The following is a 19,467-nucleotide window of genomic DNA, read 5'->3' as shown; positions in this document are numbered from 1 at the left end:
GGTCAGGCCCCCTTGCGGACCGAGGCGAGCGTGTCGAGGTAGTGCTGGTTGTACATGACGGCCAGGAGGTTCCCGAAGGGGTCGACGAACGAGGCCGTCTCGAAGCCCTCGCCGCGCACGATCTTCGGCTCGTACTCCTTGGCGCCCATGGCGGTCAGCCGCTCGATGGTCGCGTCGAGGTCGTCGACCTGCCAGTACGCGATGGCGCCGCCGGGCGCGGCGCTCATGTCGTGCGGCGCCCACTCGGCTTGGGCGATGCCGATCTCGTGCAGGTAGTCGCCCACGCGGAACTCGATGTAACCGGGTACCTCGAAGTAGGGCCCGGCGCCGAGCAGGTCCGTGTACCAGGCCTTGGCGGCCTCCAGGTCCTCGGCGAAAAAGCTGATGGTGCTGAATCCTCGCAGCATGTGCGTACCCCTTCGTTGGTTGTTGAGTCCAAGCTATGGCCCATTGCGGAAGATTCGCTTCCTCAATGCGTGCGAGAATCGGGAAATGTTGGAGACCTCCGCGCGCCTGCTCCGGGTCCTCGCCCTCCTGCAGTCTCAGCGCGACTGGAGCGGCGCGGCGCTCGCCGAACGCCTCGGCGTCTCGACCCGCACCGTGCGCAGCGACATCGACCGCCTCCGCCAGCTCGGCTACCGCGTGCACTCCACGACCGGCAGCGCCGGCGGCTACCGCCTGGAGGCCGGGAACGCCATGCCGCCCCTGCTGCTCGACGACGAGGAAGCGGTGGCGGTCGCCGTCGGCCTGCGTGCCGCGGCCTCCGGCTCGGTGGCCGGGATCGAGGAGACCTCGCTGCGGGCGCTGGCGAAACTCGAGCAGACGTTGCCGTCGCGGCTGCGCCGCCGGATCGACATGCTCATCTCGGCGACCGCGTCGGCGGCGGGAGCGGGACCCACTGTGGATGCTCCGGTGCTCACGCTGATCGCCGAGGCGGTGTACCGGCACGAGCAGCTGCGCTTCGACTACCGCGACCGCGCGGGGCAGGAGACGCGTCGCCGGGTCGAACCGCACCGGCTCGTCTACACCGAGCGGCGCTGGTACCTCCTGGCCTGGGACGTGGACCGCGGCGACTGGCGCACCTTCCGCGCCGACCGCGTCAGCCCGCGGATTCCCAACGGCCCCAGGTTCACCCCGAAGGAGCCGCCGGAGGAGGCGGTCGCCCACGTCCTGCGCGGCCTCGGGCACTCGGCCTGGCGCCACCAGGCCGTGATCCGCCTGCGGGCGCCGGTCGAGCAGGTCGCGGCGATGCTCCCGCCGGGCAGCGGCCTCCTCGAACCCGCGGGCGATGCGGAGTGCTTGTGGCGCACGGGCAGCGACTCCTTGCGGGACCTCACGAACTACATCACCGGGCTCGATCTGCCGTTCAGCGTCGAAGCCCCGCAAGCACTCCGCGATCATCTCCAGGACCTCGCCTCCCGGTACACCGAGGCCGCGGGGCTCGATCCGAGAACATCGAAAAAAGTAATGGAATAAAGTATTCCGTTCTGCTATGATGGTGGTGTCGGAAGCGATAGCTACCGCAGACACCGCAACGGAGCATGACATGACCACGACCGCTTGGCCCCTCCTCGCCGAAGCCCACGAGGCACTCCTCAACGCCGTCAAGGGCGTCGGCGACGACCAGTGGCAGCTGCCCACCCCCTGCGACCAGTGGACCGTCACCCAGGTGCTCCAGCACGCCGCGGGGGACCAGCTCGCCTACGCCGCCGCGCTCACCGGCGGCGAGGGCCCGGCCGACAACCCGTTCGCTCCTTCTGGCACGCTCCTCGTCAACCCCGTCGCGCACCTCACGGCCGCGACCGAGGCCGCCGCCGAGGCTTGGGCGAGCGTCGCGGACGACGCCGCGGCCGTGCCGGTCCCGGTGCCGCCGAACACGCTCGACGCGGTGACCGGCGTGGGCGCCTGCGCCCTCGACGCGGCGGTCCACGCCTGGGACATCGCCAAGGCCACCGGCCAGGGCCAACCGCTCGGTGAGGACGCCGCTGGCGCGATCCTCATCGCCGCCAAGCAGATCGTCGAACCGCTGCGCGCGTGGGGCGCCTACGCTCCCGCGCTCGAGCCCCAGCCCGGCGACGACGCGGTCGCGGCCCTCCTGCGCTACCTCGGCCGCGACCCTGAATGGACCGCCTGAGGGTGGACTCTAGGCCGGGTTACGGCGGGCAACGACGAAGAGGCGGCGACGGGGGGCGGGGTGGAGGCGGTCCTCGGGTCGGCTTCGGGACCTGGCGGCGGTGGCCCTCTTGACCGGGGGCGTGTCTCCTTGCGGTGCAACGTGGCCGGTGCGAGAACGTGAGTGGCTTCCACCGTTGCGGGGGATGACGCTCGACCCTGCGCGACGGATACTTGAGGTACGTACAAGGACAGGGAAAACGTACAGGTGTTGAGTAGGTGCAAGCAGACTAAGCCAAGCCTCTGGCCTCTCGCAAACCGGACTGATTCCGAGGCGACGACCCGGTAAGCCAGGGTTCTCCTCCACATGGAGGCGTCCGATCTCATCCTCATCGTGCTATCGCGTTCCGCAGCTGACTACGGCTCCTCACCGGGCCGTACTGGGCGGGAGATCGCTGGCCGGGATCACCTCGACCAGCGGCAGTGCTCCGAACGAGGCACACGCCAGGCGAGCAAGCCCTGAGCGCAGCGGAGGTCTGGTCGGGCATGAGATGACCGGGCAGCAGAGCTGATTGCGCAAGGCACGCACCATCTACAGAGTTCCGTCGCGATTGAAGGAAAGGTAGACGAACGCACATGGATCGTGGCGTCTCAGCGATGGGCGCCGGGTCCCTGGTCGACTTGACTGGGGGACATGAGCAAAGAGAACGACATCATCCTGGTCACCGGCGCGACCGGCAAGGTCGGCCGCCGCCTCACCGCGCAGCTTCATGAAGCCGGGCACAGTGTCCGCGCAGTCTCGCGGAGCACCGAGATCCGCTTCGACTGGCACGACGAGTCGACGTGGGCGGCAGCCTTCGAAGACGTAACCGCCGCCTACCTGATTCCGCCGGACGAGCCGTTCCCGGCAGTGGCGATCGCGGCAGCTGCGGCGGAGGCCGGGGTGCGCCGCTTGGTCGCCCAGTCCGGCCGACGCATCGAAGTGCTCGCCGAAGCGGCGGGCGCCGAACCCGAGGCGATCGGGATGTACGCGGCCCAGGAGGCCGCGATGGCCTCAGGGCTTGAGTGGACTGTGCTGCAGGCCAACAACTTCAACCAGAACTTCAGTGAGGGGGACATGCTCGAGGCGATCCTCGCCGGCGAGCTCCGCCTGCCGGTGGAAGACACTGTGGAGCCGTTCATCGATGTGCAGGAGCGGCCCTGAATCGCTCACCTTCGCCGCAGCGGTCGAAGCGATCGCGGAGGCCACCGGCCGGGACATCGTGTTCCAGGACGTGAGGCCGCAGCGGTCGAAGCGATCGCGGAGGCCACCGGCCGGGACATCGTGTTCCAGGACGTGAGCCCCGAGGACTACGCGGCCGCGCTGCGCGCCGAGCAGCTCCCCGAGGACCTCGTGTTCTTCCTCGACGTCATGTACCGCGTCATGCGCGAAGGCAAGATCGGTGACGTCGCCGACGGTGTCGAGCAGGTCCTCGGCCGCAAGCCGGTCGCCTTCGCCGACTGGGCCAAGCGCACCGCGGCCGAAGGTGCCTGGGCCACCGCTTGACCGCATCCCGGCCGGGCCCGTCCAGGCCCGGCCGGGACTCATTCGTCGAGCGCGGCCCCGAGTTTCGCCAGCAACGCACCCAGCTCCGCCCGCTCCTTCGCTGTCAGGACCTCGATGAGCTTGCGCTGGTTCTGCAGGTGGACTTCCATGAGCGCCTCGGTGAGCCGCCGGCCCGTTTCGGTCAGCGTGATCCTCCGGCCCCGCGAGTCCTCTTCGGTCACCGATCGCGTCACCCATCCGCCCGCCTCCAGGCGGTCCACCCGCTTCGTGATCGCGCCGGTCGTCACCAGCACGGTCCGGCTCAGCTCGCCCGCCGATAGCGCATAAGGCTCGCCCGACCGCCGCAAGGCCGCGAGCACGTCGAAGTCCCCGTTGGCGAGGCCCGCTTCGGCGAAGGGCCCCCGCAGGGACCGGTCCCACCGGTTCGCCAGGTGAAGCACCCTGCCCACCACGAGCATCGGTGAGGCGTCGAAGTCCGGGCGCTCGCGCCCCCACTGCCCGACCATGTGTCCGACCGTGTCGGCCGTCGCTTCCGCATCCATGCCTTGCATTATATCTTCCACGGAAGATAGTATGTCTTCCATGGAAGATAAAACCGCTACGACCGCCGTCGACTGCTACTTCGACCCCGCCTGCCCCTTCGCATGGATCACCTCGCGCTGGCTCATCGAAGTCGAATCCCACCGCCCGATCGACCTCCGCTTCCGGATCATGAGCCTCGCGGTCCTCAACGAGCACCGCGAACTCGAACCCTGGTACCGCAAGTTCAACGACCGCGCCTGGGGCCCCGCCCGCGTCTGCGCCGCCGCCGAGCAGCGGCACGGCACCGCCGTCCTCCGCGACCTCTACACCGCCCTCGGCACCCGCATCCACCGCGACCGCGACAAGGACTACCACCGCGTCATCGCCGCCGCCCTCACCGCGACCGGCCTGCCCGCGGACCTCGCGGACGCCGCGCACACCGACACGTTCGACACGGCGCTGCGCACGAGCCACCAGCGCGGCCAGGACGCCGCCGGCGAGGAAGCCGGCACGCCCCTCACCGTCATCGACGGTATCGGCCACTTCGGACCCGTCCTCACCGCCATCCCCAAAGGCGAGCCCGCCGCGCGCCTCTTCGACGCCGTCCGCACCCTCGCGGCCGTGCCCGCCTTCGCCGAACTCAAACGCCGCCGCGGACCGCTCGACCCCTCCTGAACACCGCCGACCGAACGAGGACCCCATGAACCGCCCCTCTGCCCCCGCCCGCCGCCGCTTCATCGCCGCCAGCTTCGTAGACGCCGTCGGCAACGGCATCTACGTGCCCCTCACCATGCTGTTCGTCCACCACCTCACGGGCCAGTCCCTCACCGCGATCGGCACCGGCCTCACCGTCGCCGGACTCGGCGCCCTCGCCGCGATGCCCGCCGTCGGCGTCCTCATCGACCGCCACGGCGGCAAACGCGTCTACACCGGCGCACTCGCGCTCCGCGCCGTCGCCTTCGCGCTCTACCCCTTCGCCACCACCTACCCGGCCTTCCTCGCCGTGGCACTCGCCGTCGCCGTCGCCATGTGGGCCTCCGCGCCGGGCCAGCAGTCCCTCATCGGCGACATGGCCGACGGCGCCGAACGCGACCGCCTCCTCGCCTGGAACCGCAGCCTCCGCAACGGCGGCATGGGGTTCGGCGCCCTCGCCGCAGCCGCCATGCTCGCCCTCGGCAGCGGCGGCTACCTCGCGGCCGCGCTGGCGCTCGCCGGGGCCTTCGCCACGGCGGCCCTGCTCGTCGTCCGCATTCCCCTGCGGGCGACCAATACGCGCAGGCCTGTGCAAGCCGACGGCGGCTACCGCACCGTCCTCGCCGACCGCCGCTACCGCCGGCTCACGTTCGCGAACTTCCTCATCGGCTTCGGCTACACGGCGCAGGCGATCGCCATGCCGGTGTTCCTCACCCGCGACGCCGACCTCCCCGACGCCATGGCGGGCATCGTCTTCGCCGTCAACACCGCGCTCGTCGCCGGGCTCGGCGTCCCGGTCGCCCGCCTGATGGCCCGGATCCGACGCGGGCGCGGCGCCGCCCTCGGCACCGCCGTCTTCGCACTCTCCTTCGCGGCCTTCGCCTTCCTGCCCGCGCTCGACGGCACCACCGCGGTCATCGCGGTCCTCGCCGTCGCCGTCGTCTACACCGCGGGCGAACTCATCCACTCGGCACCGGCCGAAAGCCTCGCCGTCCACAGCGCACCGGACCACCTGCGCGGCCGCTACCTCTCGACCTACCAGCTCTCGTGGTCCCTCTGCCGCACCCTCGCCCCGATGCTCCTCGGCCTCCTCCTCGACGCCGGCACATGGCAGCTCTGGACGGCGCTTGCCGCCGCGGTCCTCATCGGAGGCGCGATCCTCCTGCACACCGACCGGAGTCCCGCCCGCCCTGCAACGCAGCGGGAACCGGTGCCCGCGACCGCCTGAATCCACGGGACCCTACGCACCGTGATCGGGGCGTAGCCTGGAGAGTGGCCGTGCCCCGATAGGACGGCCGACCCCCTCCGAAGAAGGCCGCCATGTCCAGACTCCTTGTGACCCTTCGCAGCACCGCCGACCGCGACACCGTCCTCGAGACCGGCGTCGAAGTCCTCGCCGAATACCCCGACCAGCTCCTCGTCACCGGCACGCCCCGCCAGGCCCGCGACCTCGACGCGCGGGGCCTCGAGACCACGCCCCTGCCCGAGCAGCCCGTCCAGACCGCGGGCGCCAGCTTCCAGTTCGCCGCCGCCCTCGACGCCCAGGCCGCCGTCACCCTCGCGCCCGAGCCCGGGCGCACCGCCTACTACCTCGTCAAGCTCATCGGGCCGCCCACCGCCGCCTGGCTGGACGAGCTCGCCGGAGCCGGGGCCGAACTCCACGGCAGCCTCTCCGGATTCACCCTGCTCGCCGGGTTCCTTCCCGAACGCGCCGAAGGGATCCGGGCCCTGTCCTGCGTCGAGGAGGTCACCCCCTACCGCCCGGCCATGAAGGTCTCCCCGAAGCTCCATCCGGCGCCGCGCCGCGACCTCGACGCCGCCTACCTCGCGGCGGTCGACCCCGAGGACTTCGCCGACGACGGCCCGCAGATGATCGAGGTCGCCGTCTTCCCCGGCGAGGACACGGTTCCGCTCGCGAGGCGCATCCGGGCCGCCGGGGGCGCGGTGTTCACGGCCCTCCCGAAGTCCCTCGTCGCGAGCGTCCCGCGCTCGGTGATCGCCGAACTCGCCGACCTCGAAGGCGTCCAAGCGATCGTGCCGTACGCGTTCTCGCAGACCAGCAACGACAAGGCCGCCGCGATCATGGGCGTGCCCGCCGACCACCGCTTCGGCGGCCTCGCGCTCGCGGGCGCGGGGCAGATCGTGGCCGTGGCCGACTCCGGGCTCGACAACGGCGACCCCGAGACCGTGCACCCGGACGTGCGCGGCCGGATCGCCGGGATCACCTCGTGGCCGACCCGGGAAGTCCTGGCGCCCTTCACGAACGACCCGCCCGGCCACGACGACGGCCCGGCCGACACGGACTCCGGGCACGGCACGCACGTCACCGGTTCAGTCCTCGGCAGCGGCGAGGCCGCCCGCCGGGCCGGAGCCGGACCGGTCCCCGCCGGTATCGCCCCCGAAGCGACTCTCTTCTTTCAGGCGGTCAATCAAAAAATCCGGTGGAAGACCCGCGCCGAACTCGCCGCGGCGGGCCTGCGGCCGTTCACGTCCCCTTGGCCGCCACCGGAATCCGGCCTCTACGGGATCCCCGGTGACATCGGGGCGCTGTTCGCCGAGGCCTACGAGGCGGGCGCCCGCGTCCACACCAACTCGTGGGGCGCGCCGGTCGCGGGGGAGTACGGGCAGAACTCGCGGGCCGTCGACGAGTTCATGTGGACGCACCCGGACATGCTGGTGCTCTTCGCGGCCGGGAACGACGGCGCGGACGCCGACAACGACGGCCTGATCGATCCCGACTCGATGGGCTCGCCCGGCACCGCCAAGAACTGCCTCACCGTGGGCGCCAGCGAGAACCTGCGGCCGAGCGGTTCCGAGCCGCCGCCCGGGATCGACCGGAACTGGAGCCAGCTCGGGCGCTATCAGAAGCTCGGCGCGGCCGGCCACGTCTCGGACGACGCCGACGGCATGGCCGCGTTCTCCTCCCGCGGCCCCACCGACGACCTGCGGATCAAACCCGACGTGGTCGCGCCGGGCACGAACGTCCTGTCCATGCTCACCTCGGTGTACGCCGGAGACGACGAGCCGCTGTGGGGCCGCCTGCCCGAGGGCCATCCGCTGCGCGAACGCTACTGCTGGAGCGGCGGCACCAGCATGGCCACACCGCTCGTCGCGGGCGCGGCGGCGCTGGTGCGCCAGCATCTCGTCGAGCAGGGCCACACCGAGGAGGGCCGCCGCCCGTCGGCGGCGCTCCTGAAGGCGCTCTTGGTGAACGGCGCGGTCGCGATGCCCGGCCAGTACCCGGGCGAGGTGCCCGCGGGCCCGAACCCGGTGAGCGGCTTCGGCCGCATCGACGTGACCCGCGCGGTCGGCGGAGCCGCCCGCAGTCGCTTCGCCGACGCGCCCGCCGATGCGGTGGCGACCGGCGAGATCCGCCGCTACCGGATCGAACCCGACGACCCGGGCGAGCCGCTCAAGGTCACGCTCGTGTGGACGGACGCGCCGTCCCTCGAAGGCCTCGGCGGCCTGGTGAACGAGTTGTACCTCCAACTCGAGACGCCCGCGGGCGAGCTCCTCAACTGGGACGACAACCCGGCCACGCGCGTCACCAACAACGTCCAGCAGATCATCGTCGCCGCACCGGAAGACGGCGTGTACACGGTCCGCGTGCGCGGCGTCTCGGTCACCCAGCACGCCCCGGGCGCGGCCCCTTCGGACGGCCTCCGCCAGGACTTCGCGCTCGCCGCGTCGAACGCGATCGCCGAAGCCGACGGCGACGCCGCACTCGCACCGATGAACGCCTCCCGGTGAGGCGGGACGGCGGGGTCCGCGTGGAAGCCCGCCGTCCCAAGGGATACGACAGGCCGTGACCGAAGGTGAAAAACCGGGTCGGTCGCGGCTCGAGGCGGTCTGCGTCGCGCTCGGGGACGGCCTCCAAGTGCGGTGGCTCTAATACCCCGACGTCGCCGATGAGCCCCGGGCCCACCTCGAGACGCTGCTCATCCGCTGACGTCCCGGCGGGCCATGGGCGGGCGGAACAGGATCTCCACGTAGACGATCCGCTCGTCGAGGACGTCGAGAACGAGCATGCCCTCCTCCGGATCGAGGAGGACATTCCGGTGCCCCGGCCCGTACGGAGCCCCCTCGGGGTGTTCAGCGGTGCGGATGCTCTGGCAGAAGTCGTCCTTGCACTCGCATTCGGCGACGAGCCGGAGGTCGTGCGCCAGGATCGCCAGGTACCGCTCGCCCTCGGCCTCCAAGAGGCGGGCGAGCTCGGCGACGAGTTCGGGATAGACCTCCCGGACCAGCGGATGCTCCTCCATGACCGCCAGCATAGTGAGGCCGCCTCCCGCCGATACGCCATTGCCCCGGCGCCTCCGATTCCCTAGGCTCACTGCATGGACTGGGTCGAGGACTTCTACTCCCGCACCGGCCGCTGGTGGGCCGAGGCCGAATCGGGCGTCGGCGACCGCGATCGCGGCCGCGTCGAACTGCTGCACCGCGTGTGCGGCCCGGATCCGAGGCGCGTCCTCGAACTCGGCTGCGGTTACGGCAGCACGTCCGCCGCCTTCGCCGAGGCCGGGCACCGGGTCGTCGGCGTCGAACTCACCGACCGCGCCGATCACGCCAAAGCCCACCTGGAGCGGCTCGGACCCGAGCGCCTGCGGATCGTGCGCGGCGACTTCTACACCGTCGACCTCCGCGACCGCTTCGACACCGTCACCTACTGGAACGGCTTCGGGATCGGCTCGGACGCCGACCAGCGCCGCCTGCTGCGCCGGATCGCCGCATGGCTCGAACCCGACGGGACCGCGCTGGTGGACGTGTTCAATCCGCTGGTCTGGGCCAGTTGGCACGGCGAGACCGAACTGCTGCAGGCGAACCCCGGGCGCGGCTACCATCACGAACTCCAGCAGGAGACCGTCTTCGACCCGGTCACTTCCACCGCCGTCGACACCTGGTGGGACGCCGCCGAGCCCGAACGCCGGATCACCCAGCGCCTGCGCTGCTACAGCCCGGCGGACCTGCGGCTGCTCCTCGAAGGCACCGGGCTCGCCCTCGCAGGCGTCCTGGCCGGAGGCGAACCGGTCGATCTCGCCGCCGACCACACCGGCGACGCGGCCTGGCTCAGGGACCACTACGAATACCTGGCCGTCCTCAAGCCTGCGACACGATCTGGTGAAGATCCGCAAGGCGTCTGAGCCCGGAGGGGCACGATCACAGCGACGATCCCGCCGGTGCAGACCGGGGCGGATCCCGTGAGAGTCTCAGTGCCCCGCGGCAGCCGGGCCGCTCGATCGGCGCCGCCGTCTTCGACGGCCCCGGTGTCGTCGACCTCCCGAACCGCGGCCCGTGACCGCGCCACCAGGAGCCCCATGGACCTCGACCGCTTCTTCGCGCCCTTGGGCGCCAACGTATCCGCCCACATCCGCGACCTCTCGGACGGCCGCGGCCTCGGCGTCCGCGAGACCGACCCGGTGATCCTCGTGTCCGTCGTGAAGCTCTTCATCGCCTGGGAGTTCCGGTGCCAGGTCGAAGCGGGCCTGATCGACCCCGCCGCCCCGATCCGGGTCACCGCCGCCGACCGGCTCGGCGGCACCGGCGTCGCCGGGTTCCGCTACGACTCGCAGATCGCCGTGTGGGACCTCGCGTCGCTCATGATGGAGGTCTCCGACAACTCCGCCGCCGACCTCGTCGTCAAGCACATGGGCGCGGGCGCCCTCCGCAGCCTCCCCGCCCGGCTCGGCCTCAAGCACACCCGCCTGCTCGGCTCGCCGCGCGTCATCCTCGAAGAGGTCGCCCGCGACCTCGACATCGCCGACCTTGAAGCGCTCGCCCACGTCCTCCAGAGCGGCGCGGTCACCACCGCGGAACTGCGTGCCACCAGCGCCTGGGACCCGATGCGCACCAACGCGTCCACACCCGCCGACATGACCGCGTTCCTGCGGCACGTCTGGAACGGCCCCGCGCCGGTCGCCGCCGACCTGCGGCACTGGATGGGCCGCCAGCTGACCGGCGGCCGCCTCTCCCGCCTCGCCCCCAGCGAAGTCAAGCCCTTCGGCCGCTCCGGTTCACTCCCCGGCTGGCTCAACGAGGTCGCCGTCTGGGAGTGGCCCGACGGCCGCCGCCACGCCATCGCCGTGTTCGCGCAGGTCACCCGCGGCAACTTCCGCGAAGTCGAACTCGCCATGAGCCGGGCCGCCCTCGCCCTCACCGAGGCGCTCGGTCAGTAGATCGACGACCACGGCCGCGGCGGATCCGCCCGATCCGTGGCGGCCGCCCGGCTCACCAGCGTCCGCATCCGCTGATGCGCGCGCAGCAGCTCCGGCGCCTCCCGCATGAGCACATGCCCTGCGGGCGTCAGGTGGACCTGCCCGCCGCTGCGGTCGAACAGGTCCGCGCCGAGCTCCTTTTCGAGGCGCCGGATGCGCTGGCTCAACGGCGGCTGCTCCATGCCGAGACGCTCGGCGGCCCGCCCGAAGTGACGTTCTTCACCTACCGCCAGGAAACACTCCAAGTGCCGCATGATGTCCACGCGGCAACGATATCAACGCCCGTATCGGCCCATAGGCGCGTTGATATTGGACGGTAGGGGACACGGCGGCTTGAATGTCACCCATGACCACAGCCATCGACCACACGCCACCGATCCGCCGCCGCGGCCTGCTCATGGGCACCGGCGCCGCCGCGCTCGCGGCCACCGCCACCGCGGGCGGCATCGCCGCCGCCCAGACCGACGACGCGACCGCTCCCGCGGTGCGGCTGCGCTGGCTCGGCACGAACGCCTGGGAGTTCACGACCGAGGCGGCCACGGTCCTCATCGACCCGTGGGTGAGCCGCTTCCCCACGGGGGCTTACACCTCCGAAGGGGCTGATCCGGAGACCGAGATCGAGGTCCACGAGGACGTGATCGACGAGCACTTGCCGAAGGCCGACACGATCCTCGTCACCCACGGCCACTGGGACCACATCGCCGACGTCCCGTACCTCGCGGCGCGCACGGGCGCGACGGTGCTCGGCACCGAGACGCACCTGAACCTGCTGCGGGCCATGGACGCCCCGGAGGCCCAGCTCTCGCAGGTCCTCGGTGGCGAGCTGTACCAGTTCGACGGCTACACGGTGGAGGTCTTCCGGTCCTCGCACTCGGCCAGCGGCGAGCACAAGCAGATCCTGTTCGGCGGCACCCGGCCCGGCCAGGTCCCCAAGCGCCCCAAGAAGATCAAGCACCTCATCGAGGGCGGCAGCCTCACCTACCTGATCGACTTCGGCGGCGTCTCGTTCTTCAACGCCGGCTCGGCGAACTTCCACGAGCACGAGATCGCGCACCTGCGTCCCACGGCGGTGTTCGTGCAGCCCGGCGGCGGGCACACGCCCGGGTACGTGGAACGGCTGCTGGAGGCCACGGGCTTCCCGCCGTATGTGATCGCGACCCACTGGGACGACTTCGACAAGCCGCTCACCGAGCCGGCCGTCGCGGGGGGCAATGTGGAGGCGCTGCGCGAGCGGGTAGCGGCCGCGAGCCCCGATTCGGAGTTCCTGCTCATCGACCACTTGGAGAGCCATGACTTCTGAGGTCCACGTCCGCTGGCTGGGCACGAACGCCTGGGAGGTCACGGGGAACGGCGCCACCGTGCTCGTCGACCCGTACGTGTCGCGCACCTACACCGGTGCGACCAAACCGGGCCAGTTCAACCCGGAGACGCCGATCGCGATCGACGAGGCCGCGGTCGACGAGCACATCGGCGCCGCCGACTCGATCCTCATCACGCACGCCCACTTCGACCACATCGCGGACGTCCCGTACGTCGCCGAGAAGACCGGCGCCACGGTCCTCGGCACCGAGACGCACCTGAACCTGCTGCGCGCCATGGGCACCCCGGCGGGGCAGCTGGCGCAGGTGGGCGGCGGTGAGCTGTATCAGTTCGAGGACTACACAGTGGAGGTCTTCCGCTCCTCGCACGGCGTCACCGGGAAGCACAAGAGCCTGCTGTTCCCGGGCACGCGCCCGGGCGAGGCCCCGGACCGGCCCGCGGTGATCAAGGACCTGGTGGAGGGCGGCAGCCTCGCCTACCTCGTGACGTTCGGCGGCGTCTCGCTCTACTTCAACGCGGTGCCGTCGTTCCATGAGCGGGAGATCGCGGGCATCCGGCCCACCGTCCTGTTCATGCAGGGCCCCAACCCGAACTACCCGGACTACGAGGAGCGGCTGTTCGCCGCGGTCGGCAGCCCCCCGTACGTGATCCCGACGCACTGGGACGACTACGAGGAACCGCTGACCGAACCGGCCGTGGACCTCTTCGGCGGCGCGGCATTGGGGGAGAAGGTGGCCCAGTACAGCCCCGACTCCGAGTTCGTGCTCCTCGACCACCTGGAGTCGTTCACGATCGGCTAGAGCGTGTTTGCGAAACCCCGCCGGGGCTTCTCAAACACGCTCTAGATCCAGCCCTGCTCCCAGGCGTGCTGGGCGGCGGCGTGGCGGGTCTTCTTGTCCAGCTTGCGCATCGCGGTCGACAGGTAGTTCCGCACGGTGCCCGGCGCGAGGTGGAGCTGGGCGGCGATCTCCTCGATCGTGCCGCCGCCCCTGGTCGCGCGGAGCAGGTCGAGCTCCCGTTCGGTCAGGGGCGAGCGGTCCTCGGTGAGGGCCGTCGCGGCGATCTCCGGGTCGATGTAGCGGCGGCCCTGACTGATGTCGCGGATGATCTGCGCGAGCCGCTCGGCCGGGGTGGTCTTGGGGACGAAACCCGAGACGCCGGCGGCGAGGGCCCGGCGCAGCACGCCGGGGCGCGCGTGCCGGGTCACGAGCATGACCTTGACGCCGGGGTTGTTCTCGCGGATGCGCATCGCGGCCCAGAGTCCGTCCTGCGGCGGCATCTCCAGATCGAGGACCGCGATGTCGGGGAGCCGGGAGTCGGCGAGCACCACCGCGTCGGCCCCGTTGTCGGCCTGGGCGATCACGGTGATGTCGGTTTCGAGCCCGAGGAGCACGGCCAGCGCCTCGCGCACCAGCGTCTCGTCGTCGGCGACCAGGAGCCGGATCATCGCCGCGTCCGCTTGCGGGCGATCCGCCGCACCGGCGTCCCCCGTCTCGGCTTCGCCGCCTGGCGCTGCGGCTGCGGCGGCACCTGCGGTTTCGGCACGGTTCCCTTGAGGACGAACCGGTCGCCGTCGTGGGTGTGCTCGACGGTCCCGCCCGCTTCGGCGAACCGGTCACGGAGCATCGCGAGGCCGTTGCCGTTCCCGCCGGGCTCGGGCGCCCCGTTGTTGGTCACCGTGACCGTGACCTCGGCGTCGACCTCCACGATGGACATGTCGGCGGCGGTCGGGTCCGCGTGCCGGATGAGGTTCGTGGTCGCCTCGCGCACCAGGAGCCCGAGCAGCTTCTCGGTGTCCTCGTCGAGCGACGGCGCCGCGTCGGGCACCGTGGCCTGCACGCCCGCCGATTTGAGAATCCTTGCAGCCGAGTCGATCTCGTCGGCGAGTGCGACCTTCCGGTATCCGCCCACGACCTCCCGCGCGTCCTTGAGCGCCGCCCGGGCGAGCTGTTCGACGGCCCGCATCTCGGCCTCGGCCCGCTCGGGGTCGACCTGCACGAGCCGCCGCGCGACCTGCGCCTTCAACGTGATCGCCTGCAGGTTCCCGCCCTGCACGTCGTGCAGTTCGCCTGCGAACCGCAGCCGCTCCTCGGCGACGGCGAGCTCCGCCGCGAGGCCGCGCGCCCGCTCGAGCTCCTGCGCCACCTGGTAGTGCCACAACTGGCAGACGACGGCCGTGCTCATGGTGGGCACCATCAGGATCGACACGATCACTGCTCCTGGCGAGAACCAGCCCAGCTGCGCGAACGCGATCACCGCGCCCAGCACGACCGCGCAACCCAGGAGCAGCGCCCGCGCCCGCTTCCCCGGCTTGAACCACAGCGCGAACTCCGCGACAAGCAGACCCGCGGGCGCCGCCCACATGCCCTCGATCTGGCCCGCCCGCGCCTCGACCGCGGCACCGAGCACCAGCGCCACGAGCGCCGCCGACCAGAAGATCTTCCGCCGCCACGGACCCTGCCCGTGCCAGTGGAGCGACAGCGCGGCCGTGCACAGCACCACCGAGACCGTCGCGGCGCCGCCCGCAAGCGCCAGCTCGGTGCCCCCGAGCCCGGATCCGGCGAGCGAGAACGCCGCGAGGAGCAGCACCGTCGGCCCGGTGCCGATCACGGTGAAGAACGTGTACGTGCGCAGGCGGCGCAGATTCCGCGCGGAGGACTCAGTTTCTGGGGGCACCGGGAGATTCAACCACCCCGGCCCCGGATGACATTTGTCAGACCGCCCCCACACGTCCGTCACCTCGACCGATGCGGTTCCGGCACTACCTGCGGCCCTTGGGAACCCGCAGGATTGAACCCATGAACGCGACCCCCCACGAAGACCGGCCCGCCGTCGAGGTCCGCGACCTCGCCTGCCGCTACGGCTCCTTCACCGCCGTCGACGGCGTCTCCTTCACCATCGCCCCCGGTGAGCTCTTCGCGCTCCTCGGCACCAACGGCGCCGGGAAGACCACGACCGTCGAGACCGCGGTGGGACTGCGCCGACCCGCCGCGGGCATCGTCCGCGTCCGCGGGCTCGACCCGTACCGGCACCGCCGCGACCTGGCCGGGCGCGTCGCCGTCATCGGCCAGGAGACCGGCTTCGCCGACGACCTCACCGCGGCCGAGACGCTCCGCCTGTGGACCGACCTGCACCGCCTGCCCTCACGCGGGGAGCTGATCGGCCGCGTGGACCTCTCCCACCGGGCGGGCGTCCGCGTCGGCGCGCTCTCGGGCGGCGAGCGGCGGCGCCTCGACCTGGCGCTGGCGCTGGCGACGGATCCGGTGGTGCTGTTCGCGGACGAGCCGACCACGGGCCTGGACCCGGCGTCGCGGCGGCGCACCTGGGCGCTGCTGCGCGAGCTCACCGATCGCGGGACGGCGGTGCTGCTGACCACCCACTACCTGGACGAGGCCGCGGAACTCGCCGATCATGTGGCGATCATGGACCGGGGCCGTATCGCCCGGTTCGGCACGGTCGAGGAGATCACCGGCGCCCACGAGGCCCGGATCACGGTAAGCCCCAAGCCGTTCGATCCGCTGGACCTGCCGGCGCTCGCGGGCCGTACCGCCGTGGCCGACGGGCGGTTGACGATCCGCACCACCGAACTGCAGGCGGACCTGCACCGCCTCCTCGACTGGGCCGCCCGCGCCGGTGTCGACCTCGGCGACCTGCGCGCCGGACCGGCCACGCTGGACGAGATCTTCGCCGAACTCGAAGCCCAGCCCGCCGCGTGAACCGCTCCCCGAACGGAGTCACGAGGGACCAGCCCTCATCAGCCACACCCAGCCCTCCCGTGCTGCCTAGTACCTTATGGAGACACTCATGACCGCCCTGACCCTCGCCGTGGCCGAGTCCCGCCTGATCCTGCGCAACCGCACCGTCCTCGTGACCGCCGCGATCCTCCCGATCGCCATGGCGTTCTTCGTGAGCCGCTCGAACATCGAGAGCCTGTCCGACCCTGGCACGCTCGCCTCCATGCAGCTGGCGATGCTGCTCGTGTTCGGCGTGTTCATGACGAGCACGATGACGCTCGCCGCCCGCCGCCAGCAGCGCTACTTGAAGCGCCTGCGCAGCTCGCCGGTCTCCACGACCTCCATTGTGGCCGGGTTGACCGGCCCGCTGGTGCTCGTCGCCGCCGTGCAGACCCTGGTCGTCCTCGCCTACACGGCTTGGGAGTCCGGCGTGGCCCCGGAGCATCCCGAACTGCTGGTCCTCGCCTTCGCCAACGGCGCCGTCACCTCGGTGGCGCTCGGCTTCCTCACCGCCTCGTTCACGAAGAGCCCCGAGGCCGCCCAGATCACGGTGCTGCCCGGCACGCTGGTGTTCATGGCCGGGATCGCCTTGGGCCTGTTCCCCTTCGAAGGCGTGAAGTCGGTCCTCGTCGCGGCGGTCCCGGGCGCGGGCATGGCCGAGCTGACCCGGCACGCCTGGGACGGCTCGCCCGACGGCTACGCGGCCGCCCTCGAACCGCTGCTGCTCTCCACGATCGTCGCCATCGCCGCCGTCGTCATCGCCGCCAGGCTCTTCCGCTGGCAGCCCCGCCCCTGAACCAGCGCGCCGAACGGGATCCCTTGGGCCCGCCGATGGGGCCAGGCCGCATCGACTGAACACCTGATTTACCAAACCGTTGCGCCGCGGACCTTGCCGTCCGTGGCCGCCGGCCATAGCTTGAAAGCATCGCGTCAATCGCGACCGGACCCCGTCCCCCGTGCACTCCGGTGCCCGCTCCCCAGATCCGGGGGAGCGGGCACCGGCTTTCTGTCCTAAGCCGAGGAGCAGGTCACCTTCGGCGCCGCGCTCGGCCCGGACGCGATGAACCCGAAGGCCTCCCGCGTCTGGCCCGCCGCGACACTGCCGTTCCAGCCCACGTCGCCGGCGGTCACCGCCGTCCCCGACTGCTGCCAGTCGACGTTCCACGACGAGCTGACCTGCTGCGAGCCCGGCCAGGTCCAGGTGAGGCTCCAGCCGCTCAGCGCGGCGTTCCCGGCCGTCACGTCGACGCGGCCCTGCCAGCCCGAACCCCAGTCGCCCACCACGGTCACCACGGCCGTGCAGCCGCTCGACGGCGGCGGCGTGGTGGGCGGCGGGGTCGTCGGCGGTGGCGTCGTCTCGCCGGTCCCGCCGCAGTCGGGGCTCGAGTTCGTCTGCGTCAGCAGCCCCAGCCGCCACGGCAGGCTGTTGTAGTCGCCCGACGCGTTCGGATCCATGCCCTGGTAGAGGTACTTCATGTTGCAGGGGTTGATCTCCATCTTCTGGTTCACCCCGGCCCGGATCATCTCGCCGTGGCTGATGTCCTTCGTCCACACCCCGCCCGGGAACGTCACATTGGACGCGGCCGCGAACGGGTTGGCGTTGCTGTCGGCCAGCGGCGTCCAGGGCCCCGCGATGCTCGTCGACGTCCACGACCGGAAGTAGCGGCCGACCGACCCGAAGGCCTCCACCAGCAGCAGGTACTGGTTCGTGCCCTGCACCTTGTAGATGTTGCTGGCCTCCCACAGCGCGTACTTGTTGTCGTCCTGCATGGCGATCACGGGCTGGCTCATGCCGTTCGGGAAGTTCGCGACCGAGGTCTGGGACCGGTAGAGGTGCCCGTTGTCGTCGGAGGAGAACAGGTGGCAGTTCACGTCGTCGCACGTGACCCACATGTCGACCCAGTAGCCCGAGCCGATGTTGTCCTGGATGATCTGCGGCATGCCGGAGTAGAAGTGCTTCGGCGCCGACCACCCGGCCGGGTTGGCGATGTCCGGGTTGGTGGAGTAGGCGGCGTTGCCGTCCTGGTACACGAGGTACCACAGGCCCTGCGGCTCGTAGTAGAACACCTCGGGCGCGGCCCGGTAGCCGGTGCCGATCGCGGACCGGTCGAGGAAGTAGTGGCTGGCGCTCGCCGCCTGCGACCAGTCGGCGAAGTTGAAGTACACCATGTTGTATCCGGCCGAGCTCGCGATCGACGCGAACACGTGCCACTTGCCGTTGTGGAAGACCACCGAGGGGTCCTTCAGCCCGGCGATGTTCGGGTGGGCCGAGTCGGGCTTGGGGCCCGCGAGGACGCCGCTGGAGCTCCAGGTGAAGCTCGCGGGGAGCGCCTCGGCCTGCACCGGGGCGGCCGCGTCCTCCTCCGTGTTCTGGGCGTGGGCCGTGAGGCCCGCCGCCATGGTGGCGGCCATCGCGGCGGCGAGCAGTGCGATGCGCACCGCCCGCAGCCGCGTTCGGATCGAGATGCTCATGGTTCTTCTCTCCTTGGGGTACAAGGCGTCCGCGCGTGCAATCCGAAAGTTTCAGGAGATTTCGGAATTATCGCGGACCGCACGAACAGGTTACCGATAAACATCGATACATGTAAATGGATGCTGAAGCAGTGAATAGTTTCGGAACTTCCGGACGGTGCCGATTAACGGCTCGCAAGCGTCGCCGAGGCCCGAGTACAGTCCAGCCATGACCATCATCGACGCCCAAGGCCGCCCCGAACCGCCCGCCGGCGGCGACGAGGCCGCCACCCTCCTCGGCTTCCTCGACTTCCAGCGCGCCACCCTCGCCTGGAAGACCGCCGGACTCGACAGCGCCGCACTCAACACCACCATCGCCGCCTCCACCATGACCCTCGGCGGCCTCCTCAAGCACATGGCCTATGTGGAGACCAGCTGGTTCAGCCGCTCCCTCTACGGCCGACCCATGGGCGAACCCTGGGACTCCGTCGACTGGAAGGCCGACCGCGACTGGGAATGGCACTCCGCCGCCGACGACACCCCCGAAGCCCTGCACGCCATATGGCAGCACAGCATCGAAGGCGCCCGCGCGTCCGTCGCCGAGGCGCTGGCGAACGGCGGCCTGGGCACGAGCGCGCGCTTGGTCTGGCCGAACGGGCTCAGCCCTTCGCTGCGGTGGATCCTCTGCCACATGATCGAGGAGTACGCGCGCCACAACGGCCACGCCGATCTCCTCCGGGAGGCGATCGACGGCGAGACCGGCGAATGATCGAATCCGACTGAATCAGTCTGAAATGGAGGTAGGGGCCGTGGCGGCGCGAATGCGGCAGAACGCTTCTCGCGCAGGACTTCAAACGGTGACCCGGTTGCGCTACGC

21 protein-coding genes and 1 pseudogene are annotated in these 19,467 nt (G+C 71.0%); 14 read left to right on the top strand and 8 right to left on the bottom strand.

The features are described from left to right. Nucleotides 1-2: 2 nt before the first annotated feature. Complete coding sequence (locus tag O1R50_RS07700; protein WP_270109342.1) at nucleotides 3-407, bottom strand: VOC family protein; 405 nt, start codon at nucleotides 405-407, stop codon at nucleotides 3-5. A gap of 85 nt (nucleotides 408-492) precedes the next feature. On the opposite strand from O1R50_RS07700, the gene O1R50_RS07695 reads away from it, so the two are divergent. The 4 genes from O1R50_RS07695 to O1R50_RS07680 all read left to right on the top strand — a co-directional run bounded on the left by O1R50_RS07695 (nucleotide 493) and on the right by O1R50_RS07680 (nucleotide 3,658). Beyond that, nucleotides 493-1,476, top strand: coding sequence for a helix-turn-helix transcriptional regulator (locus O1R50_RS07695; RefSeq protein WP_270109341.1), 984 nt, complete (start codon nucleotides 493-495; stop codon nucleotides 1,474-1,476). Nucleotides 1,477-1,546: 70 nt separating this feature from the next. Then, on the top strand, nucleotides 1,547-2,134 hold the full coding sequence (locus tag O1R50_RS07690) for a TIGR03086 family metal-binding protein (RefSeq protein ID WP_270109340.1): 588 nt from the start codon (nucleotides 1,547-1,549) through the stop codon (nucleotides 2,132-2,134). A 672-nt stretch (nucleotides 2,135-2,806) separates the two neighbouring features. Next, complete coding sequence (locus tag O1R50_RS07685; protein WP_270109339.1) at nucleotides 2,807-3,316, top strand: SDR family oxidoreductase; 510 nt, start codon at nucleotides 2,807-2,809, stop codon at nucleotides 3,314-3,316. Nucleotides 3,317-3,436: 120 nt separating this feature from the next. Continuing rightward, nucleotides 3,437-3,658 (top strand): Rossmann-fold NAD(P)-binding domain-containing protein, encoded by a 222-nt coding sequence (locus tag O1R50_RS07680; protein ID WP_270109338.1) that lies wholly within the window; start codon nucleotides 3,437-3,439, stop codon nucleotides 3,656-3,658. Nucleotides 3,659-3,696: 38 nt separating this feature from the next. On the opposite strand, the gene O1R50_RS07675 is transcribed toward O1R50_RS07680, so the two are convergent. After that, nucleotides 3,697-4,200 carry a MarR family winged helix-turn-helix transcriptional regulator gene (locus O1R50_RS07675; RefSeq protein WP_270109337.1) on the bottom strand — a complete coding sequence of 168 codons (504 nt, stop codon included), beginning with the start codon at nucleotides 4,198-4,200 and terminating at the stop codon, nucleotides 3,697-3,699. Between the two features lie 40 nt (nucleotides 4,201-4,240). On the opposite strand from O1R50_RS07675, the gene O1R50_RS07670 reads away from it, so the two are divergent. The 3 genes from O1R50_RS07670 (at nucleotide 4,241) to O1R50_RS07660 (ending at nucleotide 8,623) form a co-directional block, all read left to right on the top strand. Then, nucleotides 4,241-4,855, top strand: coding sequence for a mycothiol-dependent nitroreductase Rv2466c family protein (locus O1R50_RS07670; protein ID WP_270109336.1), 615 nt, complete (start codon nucleotides 4,241-4,243; stop codon nucleotides 4,853-4,855). Between the two features lie 25 nt (nucleotides 4,856-4,880). Next, nucleotides 4,881-6,101 (top strand): MFS transporter, encoded by a 1,221-nt coding sequence (locus tag O1R50_RS07665; RefSeq protein WP_270109335.1) that lies wholly within the window; start codon nucleotides 4,881-4,883, stop codon nucleotides 6,099-6,101. 92 nt (nucleotides 6,102-6,193) lie between these two features. Then, nucleotides 6,194-8,623: a S8 family serine peptidase gene (locus O1R50_RS07660; protein ID WP_270109334.1), complete on the top strand. Its 2,430-nt coding sequence runs from the start codon at nucleotides 6,194-6,196 to the stop codon at nucleotides 8,621-8,623. 188 nt (nucleotides 8,624-8,811) lie between these two features. Here O1R50_RS07660 and O1R50_RS07655 read toward each other — a convergent pair whose 3' ends face one another. Continuing rightward, nucleotides 8,812-9,135, bottom strand: a complete 324-nt coding sequence (locus O1R50_RS07655; protein ID WP_270109332.1) for a hypothetical protein — start codon at nucleotides 9,133-9,135, stop codon at nucleotides 8,812-8,814. Nucleotides 9,136-9,210: 75 nt separating this feature from the next. Between O1R50_RS07655 and O1R50_RS07650 the strand changes: the two genes are divergently transcribed. Then, on the top strand, nucleotides 9,211-10,014 hold the full coding sequence (locus O1R50_RS07650) for a class I SAM-dependent methyltransferase (protein WP_270109330.1): 804 nt from the start codon (nucleotides 9,211-9,213) through the stop codon (nucleotides 10,012-10,014). A gap of 174 nt (nucleotides 10,015-10,188) precedes the next feature. Then, nucleotides 10,189-11,046 carry a serine hydrolase gene (locus O1R50_RS07645; protein ID WP_270109329.1) on the top strand — a complete coding sequence of 286 codons (858 nt, stop codon included), beginning with the start codon at nucleotides 10,189-10,191 and terminating at the stop codon, nucleotides 11,044-11,046. Here O1R50_RS07645 and O1R50_RS07640 read toward each other — a convergent pair. Continuing rightward, entirely contained in the window at nucleotides 11,040-11,339 is a 300-nt protein-coding gene (locus O1R50_RS07640; RefSeq protein ID WP_270109593.1) for a LysR family transcriptional regulator, read from the bottom strand. The two genes, O1R50_RS07645 and O1R50_RS07640, sit on opposite strands and share 7 nt — an antisense overlap. Nucleotides 11,340-11,431: 92 nt before the next feature. On the opposite strand from O1R50_RS07640, the gene O1R50_RS07635 reads away from it, so the two are divergent. Further along, on the top strand, nucleotides 11,432-12,385 hold the full coding sequence (locus O1R50_RS07635) for an MBL fold metallo-hydrolase (protein ID WP_270109328.1): 954 nt from the start codon (nucleotides 11,432-11,434) through the stop codon (nucleotides 12,383-12,385). Beyond that, nucleotides 12,375-13,205 (top strand): MBL fold metallo-hydrolase, encoded by an 831-nt coding sequence (locus tag O1R50_RS07630; RefSeq protein WP_270109327.1) that lies wholly within the window; start codon nucleotides 12,375-12,377, stop codon nucleotides 13,203-13,205. Before O1R50_RS07635 ends, O1R50_RS07630 begins: the two co-directional genes overlap by 11 nt. Before the next feature lie 41 nt (nucleotides 13,206-13,246). Here O1R50_RS07630 and O1R50_RS07625 read toward each other — a convergent pair whose 3' ends face one another. After that, on the bottom strand, nucleotides 13,247-13,852 hold the full coding sequence (locus O1R50_RS07625; protein ID WP_270109326.1) for a response regulator transcription factor: 606 nt from the start codon (nucleotides 13,850-13,852) through the stop codon (nucleotides 13,247-13,249). Beyond that, nucleotides 13,849-15,081, bottom strand: coding sequence for an ATP-binding protein (locus O1R50_RS07620; protein WP_270109325.1), 1,233 nt, complete (start codon nucleotides 15,079-15,081; stop codon nucleotides 13,849-13,851). Before O1R50_RS07620 ends, O1R50_RS07625 begins: the two co-directional genes overlap by 4 nt. A gap of 122 nt (nucleotides 15,082-15,203) precedes the next feature. On the opposite strand from O1R50_RS07620, the gene O1R50_RS07615 reads away from it, so the two are divergent. Together O1R50_RS07615 and O1R50_RS07610 are read left to right on the top strand one after the other, a co-directional pair. Then, a complete protein-coding gene (locus tag O1R50_RS07615) occupies nucleotides 15,204-16,121 on the top strand; it encodes an ABC transporter ATP-binding protein (RefSeq protein WP_270109324.1) in 918 nt (305 codons plus the stop codon). 88 nt (nucleotides 16,122-16,209) lie between these two features. After that, nucleotides 16,210-16,935 carry an ABC transporter permease gene (locus O1R50_RS07610; protein ID WP_270109323.1) on the top strand — a complete coding sequence of 242 codons (726 nt, stop codon included), beginning with the start codon at nucleotides 16,210-16,212 and terminating at the stop codon, nucleotides 16,933-16,935. A 215-nt stretch (nucleotides 16,936-17,150) separates the two neighbouring features. Here the strand turns inward: O1R50_RS07610 and O1R50_RS26295 are convergent, their stop codons facing one another. Both O1R50_RS26295 and O1R50_RS07605 read right to left on the bottom strand, forming a co-directional pair. Beyond that, nucleotides 17,151-17,429: a cellulose binding domain-containing protein gene (locus O1R50_RS26295; protein ID WP_408612641.1), complete on the bottom strand. Its 279-nt coding sequence runs from the start codon at nucleotides 17,427-17,429 to the stop codon at nucleotides 17,151-17,153. Between the two features lie 90 nt (nucleotides 17,430-17,519). After that, nucleotides 17,520-18,476 (bottom strand): annotated as a pseudogene (locus tag O1R50_RS07605) (non-reducing end alpha-L-arabinofuranosidase family hydrolase); the annotation flags it as partial. A gap of 343 nt (nucleotides 18,477-18,819) precedes the next feature. Between O1R50_RS07605 and O1R50_RS07600 the strand changes: the two are divergent. Then, nucleotides 18,820-19,359 (top strand): DinB family protein, encoded by a 540-nt coding sequence (locus tag O1R50_RS07600; RefSeq protein WP_270109320.1) that lies wholly within the window; start codon nucleotides 18,820-18,822, stop codon nucleotides 19,357-19,359. The last annotated feature ends 108 nt before the right edge of the window (nucleotides 19,360-19,467 follow it).

Source organism: Glycomyces luteolus (assembly GCF_027622875.1).
Lineage (GTDB): Bacteria > Actinomycetota > Actinomycetes > Mycobacteriales > Micromonosporaceae > Glycomyces > Glycomyces luteolus.
Note: the sequence above shows the minus strand (reverse complement) of the source record. Positions and strands in the feature narration are given on the sequence as shown.

Coding starts and splice junctions, on each gene's coding strand:
- O1R50_RS07685 (WP_270109339.1), top strand. CDS start 2,807: ATGAGCAAAGAGAACGACATCATCCTGGTCACCGGCGCGACCGGCAAG.
- O1R50_RS07660 (WP_270109334.1), top strand. CDS start 6,194: ATGTCCAGACTCCTTGTGACCCTTCGCAGCACCGCCGACCGCGACACC.
- O1R50_RS07635 (WP_270109328.1), top strand. CDS start 11,432: ATGACCACAGCCATCGACCACACGCCACCGATCCGCCGCCGCGGCCTG.
- O1R50_RS07625 (WP_270109326.1), bottom strand. CDS start 13,852: ATGATCCGGCTCCTGGTCGCCGACGACGAGACGCTGGTGCGCGAGGCG.
- O1R50_RS07610 (WP_270109323.1), top strand. CDS start 16,210: ATGACCGCCCTGACCCTCGCCGTGGCCGAGTCCCGCCTGATCCTGCGC.
- O1R50_RS07600 (WP_270109320.1), top strand. CDS start 18,820: ATGACCATCATCGACGCCCAAGGCCGCCCCGAACCGCCCGCCGGCGGC.
- O1R50_RS07690 (WP_270109340.1), top strand. CDS start 1,547: ATGACCACGACCGCTTGGCCCCTCCTCGCCGAAGCCCACGAGGCACTC.
- O1R50_RS07645 (WP_270109329.1), top strand. CDS start 10,189: ATGGACCTCGACCGCTTCTTCGCGCCCTTGGGCGCCAACGTATCCGCC.
- O1R50_RS07670 (WP_270109336.1), top strand. CDS start 4,241: ATGGAAGATAAAACCGCTACGACCGCCGTCGACTGCTACTTCGACCCC.
- O1R50_RS07640 (WP_270109593.1), bottom strand. CDS start 11,339: ATGCGGCACTTGGAGTGTTTCCTGGCGGTAGGTGAAGAACGTCACTTC.
- O1R50_RS07695 (WP_270109341.1), top strand. CDS start 493: ATGTTGGAGACCTCCGCGCGCCTGCTCCGGGTCCTCGCCCTCCTGCAG.
- O1R50_RS07665 (WP_270109335.1), top strand. CDS start 4,881: ATGAACCGCCCCTCTGCCCCCGCCCGCCGCCGCTTCATCGCCGCCAGC.
- O1R50_RS07675 (WP_270109337.1), bottom strand. CDS start 4,200: ATGGATGCGGAAGCGACGGCCGACACGGTCGGACACATGGTCGGGCAG.
- O1R50_RS07650 (WP_270109330.1), top strand. CDS start 9,211: ATGGACTGGGTCGAGGACTTCTACTCCCGCACCGGCCGCTGGTGGGCC.
- O1R50_RS07630 (WP_270109327.1), top strand. CDS start 12,375: ATGACTTCTGAGGTCCACGTCCGCTGGCTGGGCACGAACGCCTGGGAG.
- O1R50_RS07615 (WP_270109324.1), top strand. CDS start 15,204: ATGAACGCGACCCCCCACGAAGACCGGCCCGCCGTCGAGGTCCGCGAC.
- O1R50_RS07655 (WP_270109332.1), bottom strand. CDS start 9,135: ATGGAGGAGCATCCGCTGGTCCGGGAGGTCTATCCCGAACTCGTCGCC.
- O1R50_RS07700 (WP_270109342.1), bottom strand. CDS start 407: ATGCTGCGAGGATTCAGCACCATCAGCTTTTTCGCCGAGGACCTGGAG.